This is a genomic window from Algoriphagus litoralis, assembly GCF_003259255.1.
Lineage (GTDB): Bacteria > Bacteroidota > Bacteroidia > Cytophagales > Cyclobacteriaceae > Algoriphagus > Algoriphagus litoralis.
This window is the reverse complement of record NZ_QGOL01000009.1, coordinates 233,973-249,625: the sequence shown is the minus strand read 5'-3', so window position 1 is coordinate 249,625 and position 15,653 is coordinate 233,973. Positions and strand designations below refer to the sequence as shown.

Below are 15,653 nucleotides of genomic sequence, written 5' to 3'. Positions count from 1 at the left end.
GACTCTTGACTAAAGTTTGAACTGGATCGGCAATCTCATTTGTACTGCAACTGCCTTCCCATCTATTTTTCCCGGAGTCCAAGTTCCACTTTCCTTCACCAGTCTAGTGGCTTCCTGGTCGCAACCACCTCCGATCCCCCTGAGAATAACCACATCATTGACACTTCCATCTTCCCCCACAACAAATGAAACCGCAACTAATCCTTCGATTCCCTTTTCTTTAGCGAGTTCCGGATACTTCAGATTTTCCTGAAAGTATTGGATAAATGACTCCATACTGCCACCTGGAGGTTTTGGCATGTCAGGAACTACCTGATAGACACCCTCTGTCTTTGACATGGTAACTTGTGCTTCTGTCTTGGCGATCAGGCCAAAAAAGAGGGTCAATGATAGCGTGAAAATCAATTTTGTTTTCATGATTAGATGGTATTATAGTTGTTGGAGTTGGTTTAATTTGAGGGAGTTAACTTAACTTGAATCGGACGGGAAGTTTCATCCGTGAATTAACAACTTTTCCATTTTCCATTGCAGGGGTCCAATCTGGAGAGTTTTTCACCACTTCAAGTGCAGCTTCATCCGCACCACCACCTATTCCTCTCACCAATTCTACATTGGAGACAGAACCATCTGAATTGACTACAAACATCAAAATGACAGTTCCTTCAATACCGAGGCTTTTGGCATCTTCTGGGTAAATTAAATTTTCCGTCAAGTAGGTATTCCAGCCTTGCATTCCATCAGGTGGAACTGGCATTACTTCGGTCACATCAAAGATCTCCTTACCATCCTTTCCTACATTATTGATCCTTGCAGTTATATCAGTTGGCCCCATGCTTTGCTTGGCTTCTACTTGTGTTGGTCCTTCTATTTCAGGTTCAGTTGCAATGTCACATGAGAAGGTTAAAAGGCCCAAGAAACACAAAGGAATCCATGCTATTTTACTGTTTTTCAATAAGTTAATCTTCATGATTTCTAGGATTTATTGGTTAAAGTTTAAAATGAATTTTCCAGCCTTTGGATGTAATCCAATGAAACTGAGAAAACATTAAATTGAAATTGATTTACTTGGGTTTAATCGGCTTGATACCCTACCACAACCACATGTTTGCCGAATCGATCAGCAATTGCTTTTTCCTCTCGTTGATTTAGCGTGGCTATTCCTGAGTCTTTAGCGATTACAAAGCGAATAGGCAAACTTATTTGAGTTACTACAGCCTGTTCATCTTTTTTACCAGGATTCCACTTAGGACCTTCAGCTATGATTCTGACAGCTTCCTGATCACACTCCCCTCCAATACCTCGGATCACTTCGATATTTGCCACAGATCCATCCTCCAGGACTTTGAAACCTACAATTACAGTCCCTTGCGTTTTTGCATTTCTAGCGCTTTTGGGATAGGTAAGATTTTTTGCCATGTATTTCTTCCATTCATCTACTCCATTAGTAGGTATTGGAAATTGATCGATTTGATTGTGGACCATGTAGCCATCTTCAGAAACTTGGTACTGCGGTTCCCGAGTTTTCGCCTCAGTTTCCAGCGTGATTTGAAAGTTTTTCTTTTTTCCTACAGGAACTTCTTCCGACTTCATATCAACAAAACTGACCACTAAAACCGAGGACTCAGAAGGCACTGTCAAGTTAAAATTCCCTTCCAGATCAGTCGCTGTACCAGAAGTTGTGCCTTTGATTAAAATAGCCGCGCCTTTCACAATTTTGCCATTCTGATCTACTACGCTTCCACTGATTTTGATTCCTTCATTACTTTTTTGTGCAAAAGATTCATTTTGAATGAACATGGAGATGAAGAGAATCAAAATTAAAAAGGCTGTATTTTTTGGGTTTGTCTGTTTCATAGATAATCGGTTTAGTTATAAAATTGACTTTTCAACTCATACTACATTCAATCGATGGAGGGAACATAGCCTATCACAGCCAATTCCTGCAAAAGACCTGATGGATCGTAGTTTTTATCCTTCAGTGAATTCACCGTGAGGGTAGATTTGGATTCGCCAAACTTTTCAAGTTGGAAGCGAATGGGCAATCTCATACGGGTGATGACTTCTCTACCTCTTTGCTTTCCTGGAATCCAATTGGGTGAACTTTGAACCACTCTGATCGCTTCTTCGTCTGCTCCTCCCCCGATTCCTCTCAGAATTTCTACATTATGGATAGAGCCATCTTGATGAATCTCAAACACCACAATCACGGTTCCCTCAATTCCCTTTTCTCTGGCCTCAAGCGGATAACTTAGATTGGATGCCAGATAAGTATTCCACCCTTCCATTCCACCTTGAGGGTTGGGCTGTACTTCTACTATATCAAAAACCTGATCAGGACTTTGGAACGTATTGACTGGATTTTCAAAGGGTATTACTAGGGTTTCAGGAAAATCATCCAATCGCGCCATATCCGGTTCCATTTCTTCTTTTTCACAGGAGAAAACAAAAAGCAACAGCCCAATAACAGGGATCAAGGTCAAAAAACGCAACCGTTGCATCGGAGAAGATTTTGATTTCCCCATCATGATGATCCGCTTTTTGGTCTGAAATTGATTGAAGTTATTCATAAACTGCCAACCCGGTTTAGCTGTAATCAACTTCAGGAGGAGTGTGGCGTATTCTCGAGGAGCAAAGGAGTAGGTGACTCCCTGATCCGCCTGATATTCATGGATTTCTCGCAGCGATCGCTCAAAACTATAGATCAACGGATTAAACCAAAAAAGTACTTTTGCAAAGTTCACCAGCAACAGATCCCAACTGTGACGTAGTCTGACATGCATGGATTCATGGAGAATGATTTGTTTTTGCTCAGAACTTTCAGGATTGAAGTCAGGCATGAGAATGTACTCAAAGAATGATGCAGGGACAAAATCCGGATGAATGGCAATGAAATGCTTGTTGTGATAGATTTTTTGAGCCTTTCCGATCTGCCTTTGGGAAATGATAAATCCAAGGATCAACCGAGCTGCTGTAAATGCCGCTCCGATCAAGTATCCCCATACAATTACCATAGTCCAAGAAAAGGTGCTTGTTTGGTCTTGATTCACATCATCTCCTACCAGAAATACTGGTAGGGTCATTTCTGTAACCTCTGGAGCTAAACCGAAAAAATCCAATTCGAGCAATGGAATCAAACCCGAAAGAATTAGAAGGCTGAGAAGGATTGACCTATTCCAGGAGAAAAAGGTCAATCCACTCAACAGAACTCTGTAGATCACCAAGGAGATCCCTAAGCAAATAGAAACCTCAACTAGATAAATCAGCAGCGAGTTCATTACTTCTTGGAGTTATCCATCTTGTCAATCATCTGCTGAAGGTCCTTCACTTCCTTATCGGAAATGTTTTTTTCCTTGACCATAAAGGACAGGAAGTTCCCAACGGAGCCCCCAAAGAAATGGGTGACTAGCCGATTGAAACTCTTTTTGCTGTAGTCTTCTTGATTGACTGCTGGTTTGTAAATGTTTACTGTACCATACATCCTATGGGTGAGATATCCTTTTCGCTCAATGTTTTTGATAGTTGAGGCTAAGGTGGTGTAGGGTGGCTTTGGATCCGGCAATTGATCCAATACATCTCTGATCAACAATTCTCCCTGATTCCAGAAGATTGACATGATCTGCTCTTCGTTTTGGTTAAGTTCTTCCATAGCTGTAAGGTAAAAAAGTAAAACCTATTTTCCTACGTTTTTATCGTAGTAGTACGAGTATAATTTATTTCTTTTCCGATGCAACCTAATTTCAGGACAATTCATCCTAAGAAAAAACCAAATTCAAGGTTTGACGACAATGGATCTCACTCAAAAAAAATCGATCATTTTATATTTTTTCTTCATTTTGATCGCGGTATTAGGAATACTTTGGGGAAATTATTGGGTAGACCCCTATCCATTTCTGAGGGTGTGGGATTGGACCTCGATTATAATTTTACTAATAGCCTTACCATTTTTACCACTGCAAAGGCCTGCTGAAATTCCTGAATTTTGGGAAAGAAACCTTCCTACCCGAAGCAAAATCTGGACACCTGTCTTGATTGGAATCGGATTTGGAATCTTGGATGTCATTATCATTAAAGGAATACTACACCCTCAGCCTTATTCCGAATTACCTCCTTTCCTTCAACCATTCCCCTACTCCCTATTTCTGTATTTCTCAGGAGCACTCGAAATAGAACTTTTTTACAGACTCATCCCGATAGTCCTGGTGCTTTATATATTTTCAAGGATAAAAAATGGCAATTACCAAAATCAAGCCTTTTGGATCATCGCTATTTTAACTGCCATTCGGGAGCCTCTGGAGCAGCTGCCCGGAGGGGAATGGTGGTTTGTTACTTATGCCTTGATTTCAGGTTTCGCTATGAATTTTTTGCAGGCAATCTATTTTAAGCAAGCAGGATTCATCGCCACGCTCAGCCTTAGATTAGGGCATTACTTGATTTGGCATATTCTGCTTGGGATATATGTAGAGGCTTGGGAGCTCAGTCGGTTTTGAGTGATTCTTTCACTTTTTGGAAAATCAGAAAAAGTTCGGCCCCGATCTGATGGGAGCGCTCAGTATACATTTTCTCCTCCAACGCTTTTCCATCAAATGCTTTGGGATCCTCAAAACGCAAAGGAAATCGCCTCTCTGCGCCAGGAATAAAAGGACAATTCTCATCGGCATGATCACAAGTCATCACAGCAGAAAATCCACGATTGGGATTAATGGGATCGTCGTAGAGTTTGGAAAAAGTAACAATAGGTTCGGATTCTTCACCATGAAAAACAAAGTAGATAGGATTTTCATCTCCTTTTTGTACGACTTTAAACCCATCTCTTCGGATGGCAGCCACGGCTCGTTCATTGAAAGCTGTCACCTCTACTCCACCGGAGTAGCAATATGCCTCAATCCCATGATAATCCGCTGCAGTTTGCGCCCAGATCTGAGAAAACTGACTCCGTCGGCTATTGTGTGTACAGATAAAATTGAGTCTGATCTCTTCTTTTACCCTTATTTTTTCCAAAATGTAAGCAACAAATTCTTCGATTATTGGAAATCGATCGGCTGGAATTTGGGAAATCGGGAGTTCGAAAATGGTGTTTTGCACGGATGGAAAAAAAGAATTCTTCATGGTAAGTATTTTAACAACATCCGGAGTTTGGTGAACAGCCATCTGCAGCTACTACTTTTAGATCCGACATCTTGAGTCTAGGTTTTTGGTCTGGGATTCCGCATTTTTCCTTTGCAAGGCAATCAGTCATGGTTCGCGTCAAGGCAAAAGCTTCTCCGGTAAACTCAAGCCCATATTTACCGATGGTATCGCCTTGATATTCCACTTCTACCTCCAAATCCTCCAACCCAAGAACTTTTTCAGAAAGCTGAATGATGTCCAGTAATTTTTTAGCTCCCAGCCTATGGTCATAATCACCGTCTTCCCACAGCTGAAAATTGATTGATTTTTCATCCCGAAGAGTCCCGCCGCAGTCAATGAATCGCTTGGTTACTTGACCGATTTCAGTAATGTGAAAATGAGCCGGAACAGCCGAGCCATCGGGCAATAAAAAAGTCAATTCGCTCAAAAGAGGTAGTTTGGATTTAATTTCTGATAATTTCATAAAGTATGTTTTAGAGTACGGGTACGATAGCTGATTTCAATTTTTTTAACAACAGGTATCCGATTCACAGGAATTATTGAATTCATCAAAAAGACCGTTAAAAAGCCCCTGAACTTGCTCCCACTTTTCGGAATGGATACAGTAGCTTACAGAAACTCCCTCAATAGAACCCTTGATCAAGCCAATTTCCTTTAGTTCTCTCAGGTGCTGAGATATGGTGGCTTGAGCTAAGCCGAGCTCCTGTACCAAGGTGCCGTTGATGCATTTTTTGCTTCTGAGCAAATACTGAAGAATTGCAATTCGGGCTGGATGTGCAAGTGCTTTTGCCAGAGTTGCCAATTCATTTTGGTCAGCTGTAAATAAATCTGTTTTAGTGATTCCCATAGTTACATTGCAATATTACGATGAATAAAAATTAAAGAACAATGGTTATCCATTTTTCTATAAAAAATTTTCACTTAATCGTATTTGGCTTGAATCACCAGCGATCTGGAAAGTACTGGAGTAACGGCAAAGTATCCCAAAACCTCAGGATTTCCAGAAACCACACGAATGTTGGTATCTGGATTTTGCGGAGGAGGGCTGAATAGTCCACCGTCACTGAAAAGAAGATTGACCAGTTGATTGAGGTAATCAAATGCATCCCGATTCAACCGGAAAAGCTCTAGACGTACGCGATCTTTTTCCTCAAAAGTGTATCCTAGCTCAAGGCCTTCTTCAAAAAATGTCAATCCAAAAGTGTCGTCAAACAAGAGGTAATCCTCACGCTGATTTTTAAGCGTGTCATTTTCGATGACACGAATCCGATAATTATTATCCTCCTCAAATGGGATTCGTCCGTATACTTTGATGTAATAGCCCTCATCCCGAAAAAGACGTTCCTCTTCAAATCTCCAAGTGACACTGTCTACAATGGGAGGTTCAAGCATCAGGCCATCGGACACATAGACATTTTCACCCCATCTGATATTCAATTGATACCTTTCACCTATCACAGCCTTATCCAAAGGATTTTGGGGTTTATAAGATTTAGTGCCTGACAAATAGACAAAGGGAATAACTTTATCAGTTCCCGGACTGGTAATGAACACCTCTGCATCAGTAACTACCACCACTTCAGTAGAGTCATAGTAATCTTTAGACAAGGTGAATTTGACTTCATTATAGATCCCTTGATCAGTCCAAAATCCCTCAATGGTAGGAACCAATTCGGACTTGGTACCCAATGGCAAGGTCACTTCTTCTTGGCAAGACCAGGTAAAAACTGCGAGCAATATCCACACAAACCTGTGCATCAGAATTGGAAATTATAGGTGATCGAAGGAAGAAATGTAAACAGATAAGTCATTACGACTCCAGGTCTTGAAGAGAAAATCTCCCCATCTGAACCTGCGTCAAACGTGATGTCATCATTGTAAATCTGTCGAAATTCATACGCAAACGGATTTTTTCTGCCGTAAAGGTTATATATGCTAAAGTTCCAGCTTCCGCGCCATTTTCGGCCTTTATCAGCGTTTTTCCAGGTTACGGAAGCATCCATCCGATGATAGTCTGGAAACCTGTCCAAGTTCCTGAATTCCGAATAAAGCGGTACAGACTGATTGTCCACGAGATAAGACCCAACCGGGTAGGATACTGCTTGGCCAGTGGTATGTACAAATGTCAACCCGGCAGACCAACTGGATGAAAACTCGTGGTTCAATACCAATGTAACATCATGTGGTCGATCAAATCGTGGATTATAGGGTTCATTTTTGCTTACCCCTTCGATTTCTCTCCAAGCACGAGACCAGGTATAGGCAAGCCAACCTGTAGTTTTTCCGATATTTTTCCTGAGCAAAAATTCTGTTCCATAAGCCCATCCCCTTCCGGCCAGTAGTTCTGTTTCCACCTGGTCAGTAAACAGGACTTGGGCCCCATTTCGCAAGTCAATGACATTATCCAGATCTTTATAATATCCTTCAATAGACAATTCCCAACGATTTTGATCAAAGTTGTGAAAAAGCCCCAAAGAGATTTGATCACTTTTGACAGGCGCTATATACCTTCCAGAAAGAATCCATCGGTCAATAGGCAAGCCGGCAGAGCTATTTGAAGCAATTTGGATGTATTGGAAATTGCGGTTGTAGGCAGTTTTGATTGAAAAAAGATCGTTTACTCGATAACGGAAAGCGATTCTGGGTTCGAGCCCTTGATAAAATTGCATGTTTTCCAACGTGCCATAATTCAAGGAATCAATAATTTCTACCTCAGGACCTGGCAGTCCGTCTTCATAGAGGTAATCCACTCCCTTTCCAACCTGATTAAACAAGCCCCATCGCAAACCCGCCTCGGCACTAAGCTTGGGCGAAAACTCATAATTTCCGCTGACAAAAATATTGTTCAATAGACCATTTTTAGGATTGGTCACAATCGATTCTATTGCACTACCTGGAGAAGGATCCAGATCGATAGGTGCAAAATTGTAATATTGGGAATGAATGCCCCAGTTCAACTGCGTTTGGTCATCTGGCAGAAATGTCCAAACTGCCTTGAGCCCTGATTCGGATAGTTTGTTGCTCCACTCGAATCCCGTCTCAGGATCGTCGAATTCTACGCTGTAGTTGTATCTGGAATGGTATCCTTGGAGATCAAAATAATACTTCTCTGAACTCACCCGATTCCAATTCACAGCAGTCACCCAATTGGTCCAACCCAAGCCAAAAGCTTCGTCGAGTCCCAAAAAGTCACTCCCTTCGTAGGAAGAGATAGAAATCTTGTCCCGGTCGCCAAGTATAAATGAAACCTTCCCGCTCAAGTCATGGAAATTGAGTTTGTTATTTCGGATCGCCTCATCCGAGGAAAGTCCTAAGAAAATGTCTGCGTAGGTCCTCCTGCCACTTAGGATAAAGGTCGAATTTTTTCCAAAAAGCGGTCCATCGATTGTCAATCTGGATGAAATACTGCCAATCCCTCCTTCCCCTCTGATTTGCTGGTTATTGCCTTCTCTGAGCGAAACGTCGATCAGCGATGCGGCCCTCCCTCCAAAAGAAGCAGGCATATTACCCTTGTACAGATCCACACTTTTCAGTCCATCTGGATTAAATACAGAGAATATTCCAAAAAAGTGAGAAGCATTGTAAACAGGAGCTCCGTCTAATTGAACCAAGTTTTGATCAGCAGAACCTCCCCGCACAAACAGACCCGTAGTGCCCTCACCTGCAGTCTGTACACCGGGCAAAAGCTGTAGGCTCCGGAATAAATCTACCTCACCAAAAAGCGCTGGGATATTTTTAATGGTTTCAATGGGGACAGTGGACTTTCCCATCTCCAAATTCTTCAGTTGTTCATCTGGCTTTCGCTCTTGAATTATGATTTCATCAAGAGACATTTCCTCTGGTTTAAGAAAAAATCGGATCGGCCTCTCCGCATCCTTTGGATTAATCACTCGGATAGAGCGCTCAAATCCTACATAAGAAATGATCAGGCGGTTGGGTAGATCTACCAGCTCCAGTTCAAATTTTCCATTCAAATCTGTCACTACTCCAGATTCGCTTTTCCCTTCCCAGTAGACATTCGCACCAATCAATGGCTCCGAATTACTCACATCCATTACTTCACCAGAAATTATTTTTGGATCTTGAGAAAAAGCTTGAACAGAAAGACCGGTGATAAAAAACAGCGTCAGAACTCTGAAAAGGGACATGTAGCAGAAATTGAATCGGAATATGTAAGGCGAACGGCCTCACAAAATTAATGTTTGTTAATTCTGGTAAAAGTTTCGACTACTATTCACCTTCTACAGAATCCTGGGTTTCAATTTAGGTTTAATTTCCTAATTTCAGGCCATGATTTGGGCATACCCTGACATCAGACTCACCCTTCTTCTTTCGGGAGTCTTTGTACTTCTTTATATACTTTACCTGACACGCTTTTGGTCCATCAACCGTCGGTTGAAAGTGGAGAAGCAGCGGCTATTCACCAAATGCATCATCCGTACAGCCTATTTTGCGCTGTTCCTTATCGCATTTGCCGGGCCATCTATTGGCAATTCTTTTAAAGAAGTAAAGGAAGAAGGCAAAGATATATTCATTGCAGTCGACCTTTCCCAGTCTATGAATGCTACTGATATTGGTCCCAGCCGCCTACAGCGTATCAAATTTGAGCTTAAAAATCTGATTAAAAGTTTTCCCTCTGACCGAATCGGACTTATCATATTCAGTTCTGAAGCATTTATGCAGTGCCCATTGACTTTTGATCAGGCAGTTATCCAACTTTATATCGATGGATTAAATACTGGCTTGGTACCAAACGCCGGCACTGATTTGACCGCTCCCTTGAGGATGGCGCTCGACAGGTTCTTAAAAGATGAAAGTCAGGAAGTCAAAGCGAAATCAGTGATCCTAATCTCCGATGGAGAAAATTTTGGAGATGATCTCGAAGGAATCGTTGCAGACCTAGCTGATAATAACATCAAAGTGTTTTCGCTTGGAATAGGTACCGAAAATGGAAGCCAAATCCCAAGAGGGAATGGAATGGTGATTGATCCTGCAACAGGCGAACCTGCCATCTCAAAACTTGAATCAAACTCTCTCCGACTAGCGGCGTCTGAGACCTCAGGGGATTATTTTGAAATCTCAAATGAATCGCAGCAGATTGGGGATCTGATCGCTACCATTGATCGCCTCGAAGGCGGAGTAGCCAATACCCGAATGGTCGAAGCAAGCTCCAATAAGTACTTCTATTTTCTTTTGGCAGCATTGGGATTAGCCCTATTGGATATGATTTTACCCATCAAAACAATCAAACTCTGATGAGCTATAGCAAGTGGATTTTGACGGTATTTTTGATAATTCCCAGTTCATGGACTCGTGTGAGCAGATTAAACACAGCTATTGAAGCAGCAGAAAGAAGCTATGCTGAGGCTAACTACGAACAGTCTGTGACCGATCACTTGGTTTTAGTGAATGAATTTGAATACAAATCTCCGGAATTGAGCTTTAACCTTGGGTTGAGCCATCATTACTCGGATAAAATGGATGAGGCGCAGACATGGTACGACCAAGTAACCCAAAGTCCGAACAAAATGCTGGTTTCTTTTGCCTACAATCAGAGTGGAGTAATCTTAGGAAACAAAAAAGAATATGAGGCTGCATTAAGCAAATTTCAGTCAGCCCTAATCAAAGATCCTACAAATGAACAGGCAAGATACAACTATGAAATGCTTGCCAGATGGCTTCAGCGGGATGAAGAGCGGAAAAATCAAGATCAAAACAAACCCGAGCCCTCGGAATTTGCGAAGCGAAAGAAAGCCGAAGCTGACCGGCTGGTGGAACAATTCCGCTTCAAAGACGCTTTAAACCTTATGCAGGAAGCCATGACGCAGGATGAAACTGTGGCGGCTTATCAGGATTTTATGACCACACTTCAGGAGGTAGTGGAAATCGATGAAAATTAAACTTAGCCTATTCGTATTTGCCGGTATTCTTTTCTTTTCACAAGAAATGGCTGCTCAGACCTCCGGTGAATTTTTCAATCGGGCGGCAAGGTCCTATGTGAAAACTGACAAAGAAAATGCGCTTAAGGAAGTAAATGCGGGTTTGAGTCAGTTTCCAAATGACGCCAAACTAAAAGCCTTGAAAGAAAAGCTGGAAAAAGAACAAAAAGAAGAAGAGCAAGAACAACAGCAAGATCAGCAGCAGCAAAATCAGCAGAATCAAAGCCAAGACAGCGAAGGGGAAAAGCAAGAGAATCCTTCTGAGCAAAAAGACGGCGAACAAACAGAGGATGATCAAGCCAAAGAAGGCCAAGAAGGAAAAGATCCTTCACAGCAAAGCGAAGAGGCTGGAGAAAATGCAAATGATCAGATGGATGCCAATCTTGCTGACCGACAGAAAAAATTGGAGGAAATGCGCGAAAAACTGAAAAGTATGAACCTCACACCAGAACAAGCGGCTCAGATTTTGGAATCTCTCAACGCAGCTGAGCTTCGCTATATCCAAGAAAACAAGAAAAAACCTACTCAGCGCCCGAAACGGGGATTGCCAGACTGGTAAAATAATAGTGAAGGAAGATCTGAGCCTGAAGTCCCGTTCTGAATCGGTCTTTTCTCTAGCAAATTAAACCCAAATAAACATGATCAAAGAAGTCTATATCGTATCCGCAGTCCGCACACCTTTAGGAAGTTTTGGCGGAAAACTGTCAACCTTGACAGCTGTTGAGCTGGGAAGCATCGCCATCAAAGGAGCGCTTGCAAAATCCGGAGTTCCTACGGAAAAAGTCAACGAAGTATTTATGGGTAATGTGATATCGGCAAATCTAGGTCAGGCGCCTGCTCGACAGGCTGCTATAGGTGCAGGAATCGCCTACGATGTACCCTGTACTACTGTAAATAAGGTATGTGCTTCCGGAATGAAAGCCGTCATGCTCGCCGCTCAATCTATCATGCTTGGCATCAACGATGTAGTAGTAGCTGGCGGAATGGAAAGCATGTCCAACGTGCCCTATTATATTCCAAAAGCGCGCTTTGGCTATAAATACGGCAATGCAGAAATGGTAGACGGCTTGGTGAAAGATGGACTTTTTGAGGTTTACTACAAATTCCCGATGGGAAATTGTGCGGATAATACAGCCAAAGAAATGAACATCTCGCGTGAAGATCAGGACGCCTATGCCATTCAATCGTACAAGCGCTCAGCTGAAGCTTGGGAAAAGGGAATGTTCAAGGATGAAATTATTCCTGTAGAAATGCTGGGCCGAAAAGGTGAAACTATCCGGATTGAAGAAGATGAGGAATTCAGAAACGTCATGTTTGAAAAGATTCCTTCGCTAAAGCCTGTTTTTGATAAAAATGGAACTGTCACAGCGGCAAATGCATCCACCATGAATGACGGTGCCTCTGCTTTGGTTCTGGTAAGCAAAGAAAAGGCAGAGGAATTGGGATTGAAGCCTTTGGCCAAAATTCGCGGCTTTGCCGATGCGGCTACTGATCCACTTTGGTTTACCACAGCTCCTGCTTTGGCTATTCCAAAGGCACTAAAACATGCTGGAGTTTCAGCTGATGAGGTTTCCTACTATGAAATCAATGAAGCTTTTGCTGCAGTTGCGATTGCCAATCAGCGCGAATTGAACTTGGATAATGATAAAATCAACGTCTTTGGCGGCGCAGTTTCCTTAGGACACCCACTTGGGGCTTCCGGAGCCAGAATCATCACCACGCTGAATTCCGTCCTTCACCAAAAAGGCGGAAATATTGGAGTTGCCGGTATCTGCAACGGCGGTGGCGGAGCTTCTGCGATTGTGATTGAGAAGATGTAATTAAATTTTAAAACTTAAAAAGCCTTCATTTTGTGGAAAGATGAAGGCTTTTTTTATTCCCTTTACTTTTCAGGGACTTATTCCAAATAAGGTTTTTCTGAGTTATTCTCTTCTTCTTTCACACCATTTTCCATTGGAATCAGATTGTATTTATTTTCTGAATACGTTTTAGTAAATGTGGATTTCACCCGGTTTGATTTAACGAAATATGGAATCCAGATAAATAATCCTATTACACTCCGACCAATATCTCTGGAAGAAGATTCGACCCCTAATTCATGGAAATATTGGTTAACAACATATTCATCGAGCAAAAGCGAAACAAAATTCACGACCAACAAAATGATAACCATTTGAGGTGCTGCTGTTCGCAATTTGAAAAAGAAAATCAAGGTCAGGATTGAATAGGCAAATAAAATCGTCAAGAAAACAAAGCTAACGACACAATACACTTGCAAAGAAGTTCCATAAGCTTCCGCTCCAACCCAAACGGAATTATTAAAGTATTCTCCTGTCACAAGATTAACAATGACAGCAATGGGGATAATTATCACCGTAATTGAAGGTAAAATAAGCCAACCCCCAATACTATCATAAAGGCTCCGAGCTTGAGGTTCTGGATTGTATTGTTTAAAGATTCTCAAGCCTAAAACAAACGACAAAAACAACAATAAAGTGAAGGAAAACACGGCAAGAAAATTCACTGATCCACTACTATTTGGATTGTAAGTCAAAAAGAAACTCAACTCATTGGCCATTAAATTTTTCTGTTCAATGAGTTTGGGAACATCGGATCCTGGTATACTGGCTTTCAGCAACTCGTATTTATGACTGATGTTAATAATGTTTCCCTCGCCATTTACTTCGTTTTCATAAACAAAACCTCCTGCATCTATCCGCTTTTGATAGGATTGAACAGGCCAGCTTTCCGGCATTACGATTTTGGTGGAGATGGAAAAAACTTCTGGCTCACCTAAAAAATATTCCATTTCCCGGCTAGCTGTTTTTGGAAAACTTATTCTGGAATTCAATTCAAGCGGGTAAACTTCTGCGTAAAGTTGGTTTTCATCCTCTTCAGATTTCTGCCAAAAATTCTCTATTTCATAAGTCTCTAAAGTTGTAATCACATTTGAGATATTTCTGTCAGCATCAAGATACTCAATGGGTCCAGCGGCCTTAATTCCGGGATAAATTCCAGCGTAAAAGTCCAGATAAGACTTAGAAATTTCCTCGACTGTGCTATTTATAAAGCTTGAACGAAGTTCGTCAGCTCTTTTGCCTCGATATTCAGTTCGGATTTCCAGAGAAGCATTTCCCTCAAAATCTTTCACTACGATAAACTCATCTACTTTTTGAACTGACTTTGGTACTTCTGGAAAGCTGGTGAGGCTAGTATTATTAGGTTTGATAACCAGTCCTTTTCTGTAATCTGGAAAATAGATATTCATCAAATTCCCCCCTTGATTGGAAATCGTTGGATCAACGTATAAATCCTCACCTTTCCAATTAAAAGTAACTACACAATGATCAAACGCAATTGCATTTGCCGGGAAAACCTCAACGTTACTTTTCCATTGCGTGTTAACTAAGACTGGAAAAGCTTCTATGCCTTCACTCCGGAGCAAGGAAACCAGCAGCAATGATTTGTCCTTACAATCCCCATACTTCTGATTGAATACTTTTTGAGGTGAATTTGGGCGATATGAACTCATCCCGGATTCCAATCCCAAATACCGAATGTCATCTTGGACAAATCGTATAATCTCAGTGATCCTAGCAATGTTGTCTTTACTCCCTTTCAACTGACTCTTTATCGCATTGACCTCGCTTTCTGAATACCTGTAAAGAGGCAAAGCCCAATCCACAACTGATTTCCAATCCGGAAATGTTGAATACGAAGTCATCGGATACAAAACTGACCAATAAGGCACATTGGTATCGAAACTTACGGCCTGAAGTCCATCATGATTCCAATGGTAAATATCAATACCATTTTGACTACTTATTTCTGGCTTATATTCATGCCTCACAGCTTGAAACTGGATTTTCTGATTATGAGGCACTACAATCCTATAGTTGAATTTCTCCACTTTTATCCCCAGTTTATGGTAGAAGAAGCCCGAAAACTGATCTCCAAATACAGGATTGAATCCTTTCAATGTATAACTATAGTCGATTATGTCATTCTTCTGAACATCAGTCAGGTGAAGCAATGCGCTTAGGGCCCCGTCGTAAATATTCCGATCAGCGCTAGTTTCCTTTTGTATAATTTTAAAATCACTTGGGTTCAGCTTATTTATCCTCTTTCCATCACGGTAAATATTCACTTCATGCACTTCCAATTTCTGGAAAGTGGGATCGTACTCAATCACCAAATCAGAATTTTCCGCAATACCATCTGCAGATAATACCTGCATACTATATCTATAGAAAACTTGTTTATCCTTTAAATTAACCTGATTTTCAAAAAGTAAATAGCGAAAACCCTCACCAATCGGAATCTCACGTTTATTATTCAAATCAATAGGGGTAGTTTTAACCCAAACTGGTTTCTCATACACCTCAAGCTTCTGAGCATGAGTAGTGAAGGTAAACGCAAAAAGTAACATTCCTTGGAATAGAGTTCTCTTCATAAAGGAGATAGTTGAGTTAATTCCGAAAATATAAATATTTAATTCTCTGATTTTCGACCTAAAAAATCTAATTTTCTTCAGCTTGTAATTCATGGATTTTAAAAAACTGACTATGAGTTACTTAATTATTTTTT

The 15,653-nt window shown here is 41.2% G+C and carries 16 protein-coding genes; 5 read left to right on the top strand and 11 right to left on the bottom strand.

Annotated features, from left to right (window positions below; translation table 11 throughout):
* Nucleotides 1–9 precede the first annotated feature (9 nt).
* The 5 genes from DK188_RS12585 to DK188_RS12565 form a co-directional block, all read right to left on the bottom strand.
* A complete protein-coding gene (locus tag DK188_RS12585; protein WP_111671177.1) occupies nt 10–417 on the bottom strand; it encodes an energy transducer TonB in 408 nt (135 codons plus the stop codon).
* Nucleotides 418–463: 46 nt separating this feature from the next.
* On the bottom strand, nt 464–967 hold the full coding sequence (locus DK188_RS12580) for an energy transducer TonB (protein ID WP_111671176.1): 504 nt from the start codon (nt 965–967) through the stop codon (nt 464–466).
* 104 nt (nt 968–1,071) lie between these two features.
* Nucleotides 1,072–1,854, bottom strand: coding sequence for an energy transducer TonB (locus tag DK188_RS12575; RefSeq protein WP_111671175.1), 783 nt, complete (start codon nt 1,852–1,854; stop codon nt 1,072–1,074).
* Nucleotides 1,855–1,901: 47 nt separating this feature from the next.
* Nucleotides 1,902–3,275 (bottom strand): M56 family metallopeptidase, encoded by a 1,374-nt coding sequence (locus DK188_RS21720; RefSeq protein WP_111671174.1) that lies wholly within the window; start codon nt 3,273–3,275, stop codon nt 1,902–1,904.
* A complete protein-coding gene (locus DK188_RS12565) occupies nt 3,275–3,646 on the bottom strand; it encodes a BlaI/MecI/CopY family transcriptional regulator (protein ID WP_111671173.1) in 372 nt (123 codons plus the stop codon). The genes DK188_RS21720 and DK188_RS12565 overlap by 1 nt, the downstream gene beginning before the upstream one ends.
* Before the next feature lie 139 nt (nt 3,647–3,785).
* On the opposite strand from DK188_RS12565, the gene DK188_RS12560 reads away from it, so the two are divergent.
* A complete protein-coding gene (locus DK188_RS12560) occupies nt 3,786–4,487 on the top strand; it encodes a hypothetical protein (protein ID WP_111671172.1) in 702 nt (233 codons plus the stop codon).
* Here the strand turns inward: DK188_RS12560 and DK188_RS12555 are convergent.
* The 5 genes from DK188_RS12555 to DK188_RS12535 all read right to left on the bottom strand — a co-directional run bounded on the left by DK188_RS12555 (nt 4,474) and on the right by DK188_RS12535 (nt 9,275).
* Nucleotides 4,474–5,106 carry a low molecular weight phosphatase family protein gene (locus DK188_RS12555; protein ID WP_111671171.1) on the bottom strand — a complete coding sequence of 211 codons (633 nt, stop codon included), beginning with the start codon at nt 5,104–5,106 and terminating at the stop codon, nt 4,474–4,476. The genes DK188_RS12560 and DK188_RS12555 overlap by 14 nt on opposite strands.
* Before the next feature lie 10 nt (nt 5,107–5,116).
* Entirely contained in the window at nt 5,117–5,590 is a 474-nt protein-coding gene (locus DK188_RS12550) for a DUF6428 family protein (RefSeq protein ID WP_111671170.1), read from the bottom strand.
* A gap of 45 nt (nt 5,591–5,635) precedes the next feature.
* Nucleotides 5,636–5,974 carry an ArsR/SmtB family transcription factor gene (locus tag DK188_RS12545; RefSeq protein WP_111671169.1) on the bottom strand — a complete coding sequence of 113 codons (339 nt, stop codon included), beginning with the start codon at nt 5,972–5,974 and terminating at the stop codon, nt 5,636–5,638.
* A 74-nt stretch (nt 5,975–6,048) separates the two neighbouring features.
* Entirely contained in the window at nt 6,049–6,885 is an 837-nt protein-coding gene (locus DK188_RS12540; RefSeq protein ID WP_111671168.1) for a DUF4249 family protein, read from the bottom strand.
* Nucleotides 6,885–9,275: a TonB-dependent receptor gene (locus tag DK188_RS12535; protein ID WP_111671167.1), complete on the bottom strand. Its 2,391-nt coding sequence runs from the start codon at nt 9,273–9,275 to the stop codon at nt 6,885–6,887. The genes DK188_RS12540 and DK188_RS12535 overlap by 1 nt, the downstream gene beginning before the upstream one ends.
* A gap of 142 nt (nt 9,276–9,417) precedes the next feature.
* On the opposite strand from DK188_RS12535, the gene DK188_RS12530 reads away from it, so the two are divergent.
* The 4 genes from DK188_RS12530 (at nt 9,418) to DK188_RS12515 (ending at nt 12,886) form a co-directional block, all read left to right on the top strand.
* Complete coding sequence (locus tag DK188_RS12530) at nt 9,418–10,383, top strand: VWA domain-containing protein (protein ID WP_111671166.1); 966 nt, start codon at nt 9,418–9,420, stop codon at nt 10,381–10,383.
* Nucleotides 10,383–11,027, top strand: coding sequence for a hypothetical protein (locus tag DK188_RS12525; RefSeq protein WP_111671165.1), 645 nt, complete (start codon nt 10,383–10,385; stop codon nt 11,025–11,027). Before DK188_RS12530 ends, DK188_RS12525 begins: the two co-directional genes overlap by 1 nt.
* Nucleotides 11,017–11,625 carry a hypothetical protein gene (locus DK188_RS12520; protein ID WP_111671164.1) on the top strand — a complete coding sequence of 203 codons (609 nt, stop codon included), beginning with the start codon at nt 11,017–11,019 and terminating at the stop codon, nt 11,623–11,625. The genes DK188_RS12525 and DK188_RS12520 overlap by 11 nt, the downstream gene beginning before the upstream one ends.
* An 82-nt stretch (nt 11,626–11,707) precedes the next feature.
* Nucleotides 11,708–12,886, top strand: coding sequence for an acetyl-CoA C-acyltransferase (locus DK188_RS12515; protein ID WP_111671262.1), 1,179 nt, complete (start codon nt 11,708–11,710; stop codon nt 12,884–12,886).
* 77 nt (nt 12,887–12,963) lie between these two features.
* Here DK188_RS12515 and DK188_RS12510 read toward each other — a convergent pair whose 3' ends face one another.
* A complete protein-coding gene (locus DK188_RS12510; RefSeq protein WP_111671163.1) occupies nt 12,964–15,612 on the bottom strand; it encodes a DUF3857 domain-containing protein in 2,649 nt (882 codons plus the stop codon).
* Nucleotides 15,613–15,653 lie beyond the last annotated feature (41 nt).

Bases quoted from the DNA above. Each gene is read 5' to 3' on its own strand.
- DK188_RS12585 (WP_111671177.1), bottom strand. From the start codon at position 417: ATGAAAACAAAATTGATTTTCACGCTATCATTGACCCTCTTTTTTGGC.
- DK188_RS12580 (WP_111671176.1), bottom strand. From the start codon at position 967: ATGAAGATTAACTTATTGAAAAACAGTAAAATAGCATGGATTCCTTTG.
- DK188_RS12575 (WP_111671175.1), bottom strand. From the start codon at position 1,854: ATGAAACAGACAAACCCAAAAAATACAGCCTTTTTAATTTTGATTCTC.
- DK188_RS21720 (WP_111671174.1), bottom strand. From the start codon at position 3,275: ATGAACTCGCTGCTGATTTATCTAGTTGAGGTTTCTATTTGCTTAGGG.
- DK188_RS12565 (WP_111671173.1), bottom strand. From the start codon at position 3,646: ATGGAAGAACTTAACCAAAACGAAGAGCAGATCATGTCAATCTTCTGG.
- DK188_RS12560 (WP_111671172.1), top strand. From the start codon at position 3,786: ATGGATCTCACTCAAAAAAAATCGATCATTTTATATTTTTTCTTCATT.
- DK188_RS12555 (WP_111671171.1), bottom strand. From the start codon at position 5,106: ATGAAGAATTCTTTTTTTCCATCCGTGCAAAACACCATTTTCGAACTC.
- DK188_RS12550 (WP_111671170.1), bottom strand. From the start codon at position 5,590: ATGAAATTATCAGAAATTAAATCCAAACTACCTCTTTTGAGCGAATTG.
- DK188_RS12545 (WP_111671169.1), bottom strand. From the start codon at position 5,974: ATGGGAATCACTAAAACAGATTTATTTACAGCTGACCAAAATGAATTG.
- DK188_RS12540 (WP_111671168.1), bottom strand. From the start codon at position 6,885: ATGCACAGGTTTGTGTGGATATTGCTCGCAGTTTTTACCTGGTCTTGC.
- DK188_RS12535 (WP_111671167.1), bottom strand. From the start codon at position 9,275: ATGTCCCTTTTCAGAGTTCTGACGCTGTTTTTTATCACCGGTCTTTCT.
- DK188_RS12530 (WP_111671166.1), top strand. From the start codon at position 9,418: ATGATTTGGGCATACCCTGACATCAGACTCACCCTTCTTCTTTCGGGA.
- DK188_RS12525 (WP_111671165.1), top strand. From the start codon at position 10,383: ATGAGCTATAGCAAGTGGATTTTGACGGTATTTTTGATAATTCCCAGT.
- DK188_RS12520 (WP_111671164.1), top strand. From the start codon at position 11,017: ATGAAAATTAAACTTAGCCTATTCGTATTTGCCGGTATTCTTTTCTTT.
- DK188_RS12510 (WP_111671163.1), bottom strand. From the start codon at position 15,612: ATGAATTACAAGCTGAAGAAAATTAGATTTTTTAGGTCGAAAATCAGA.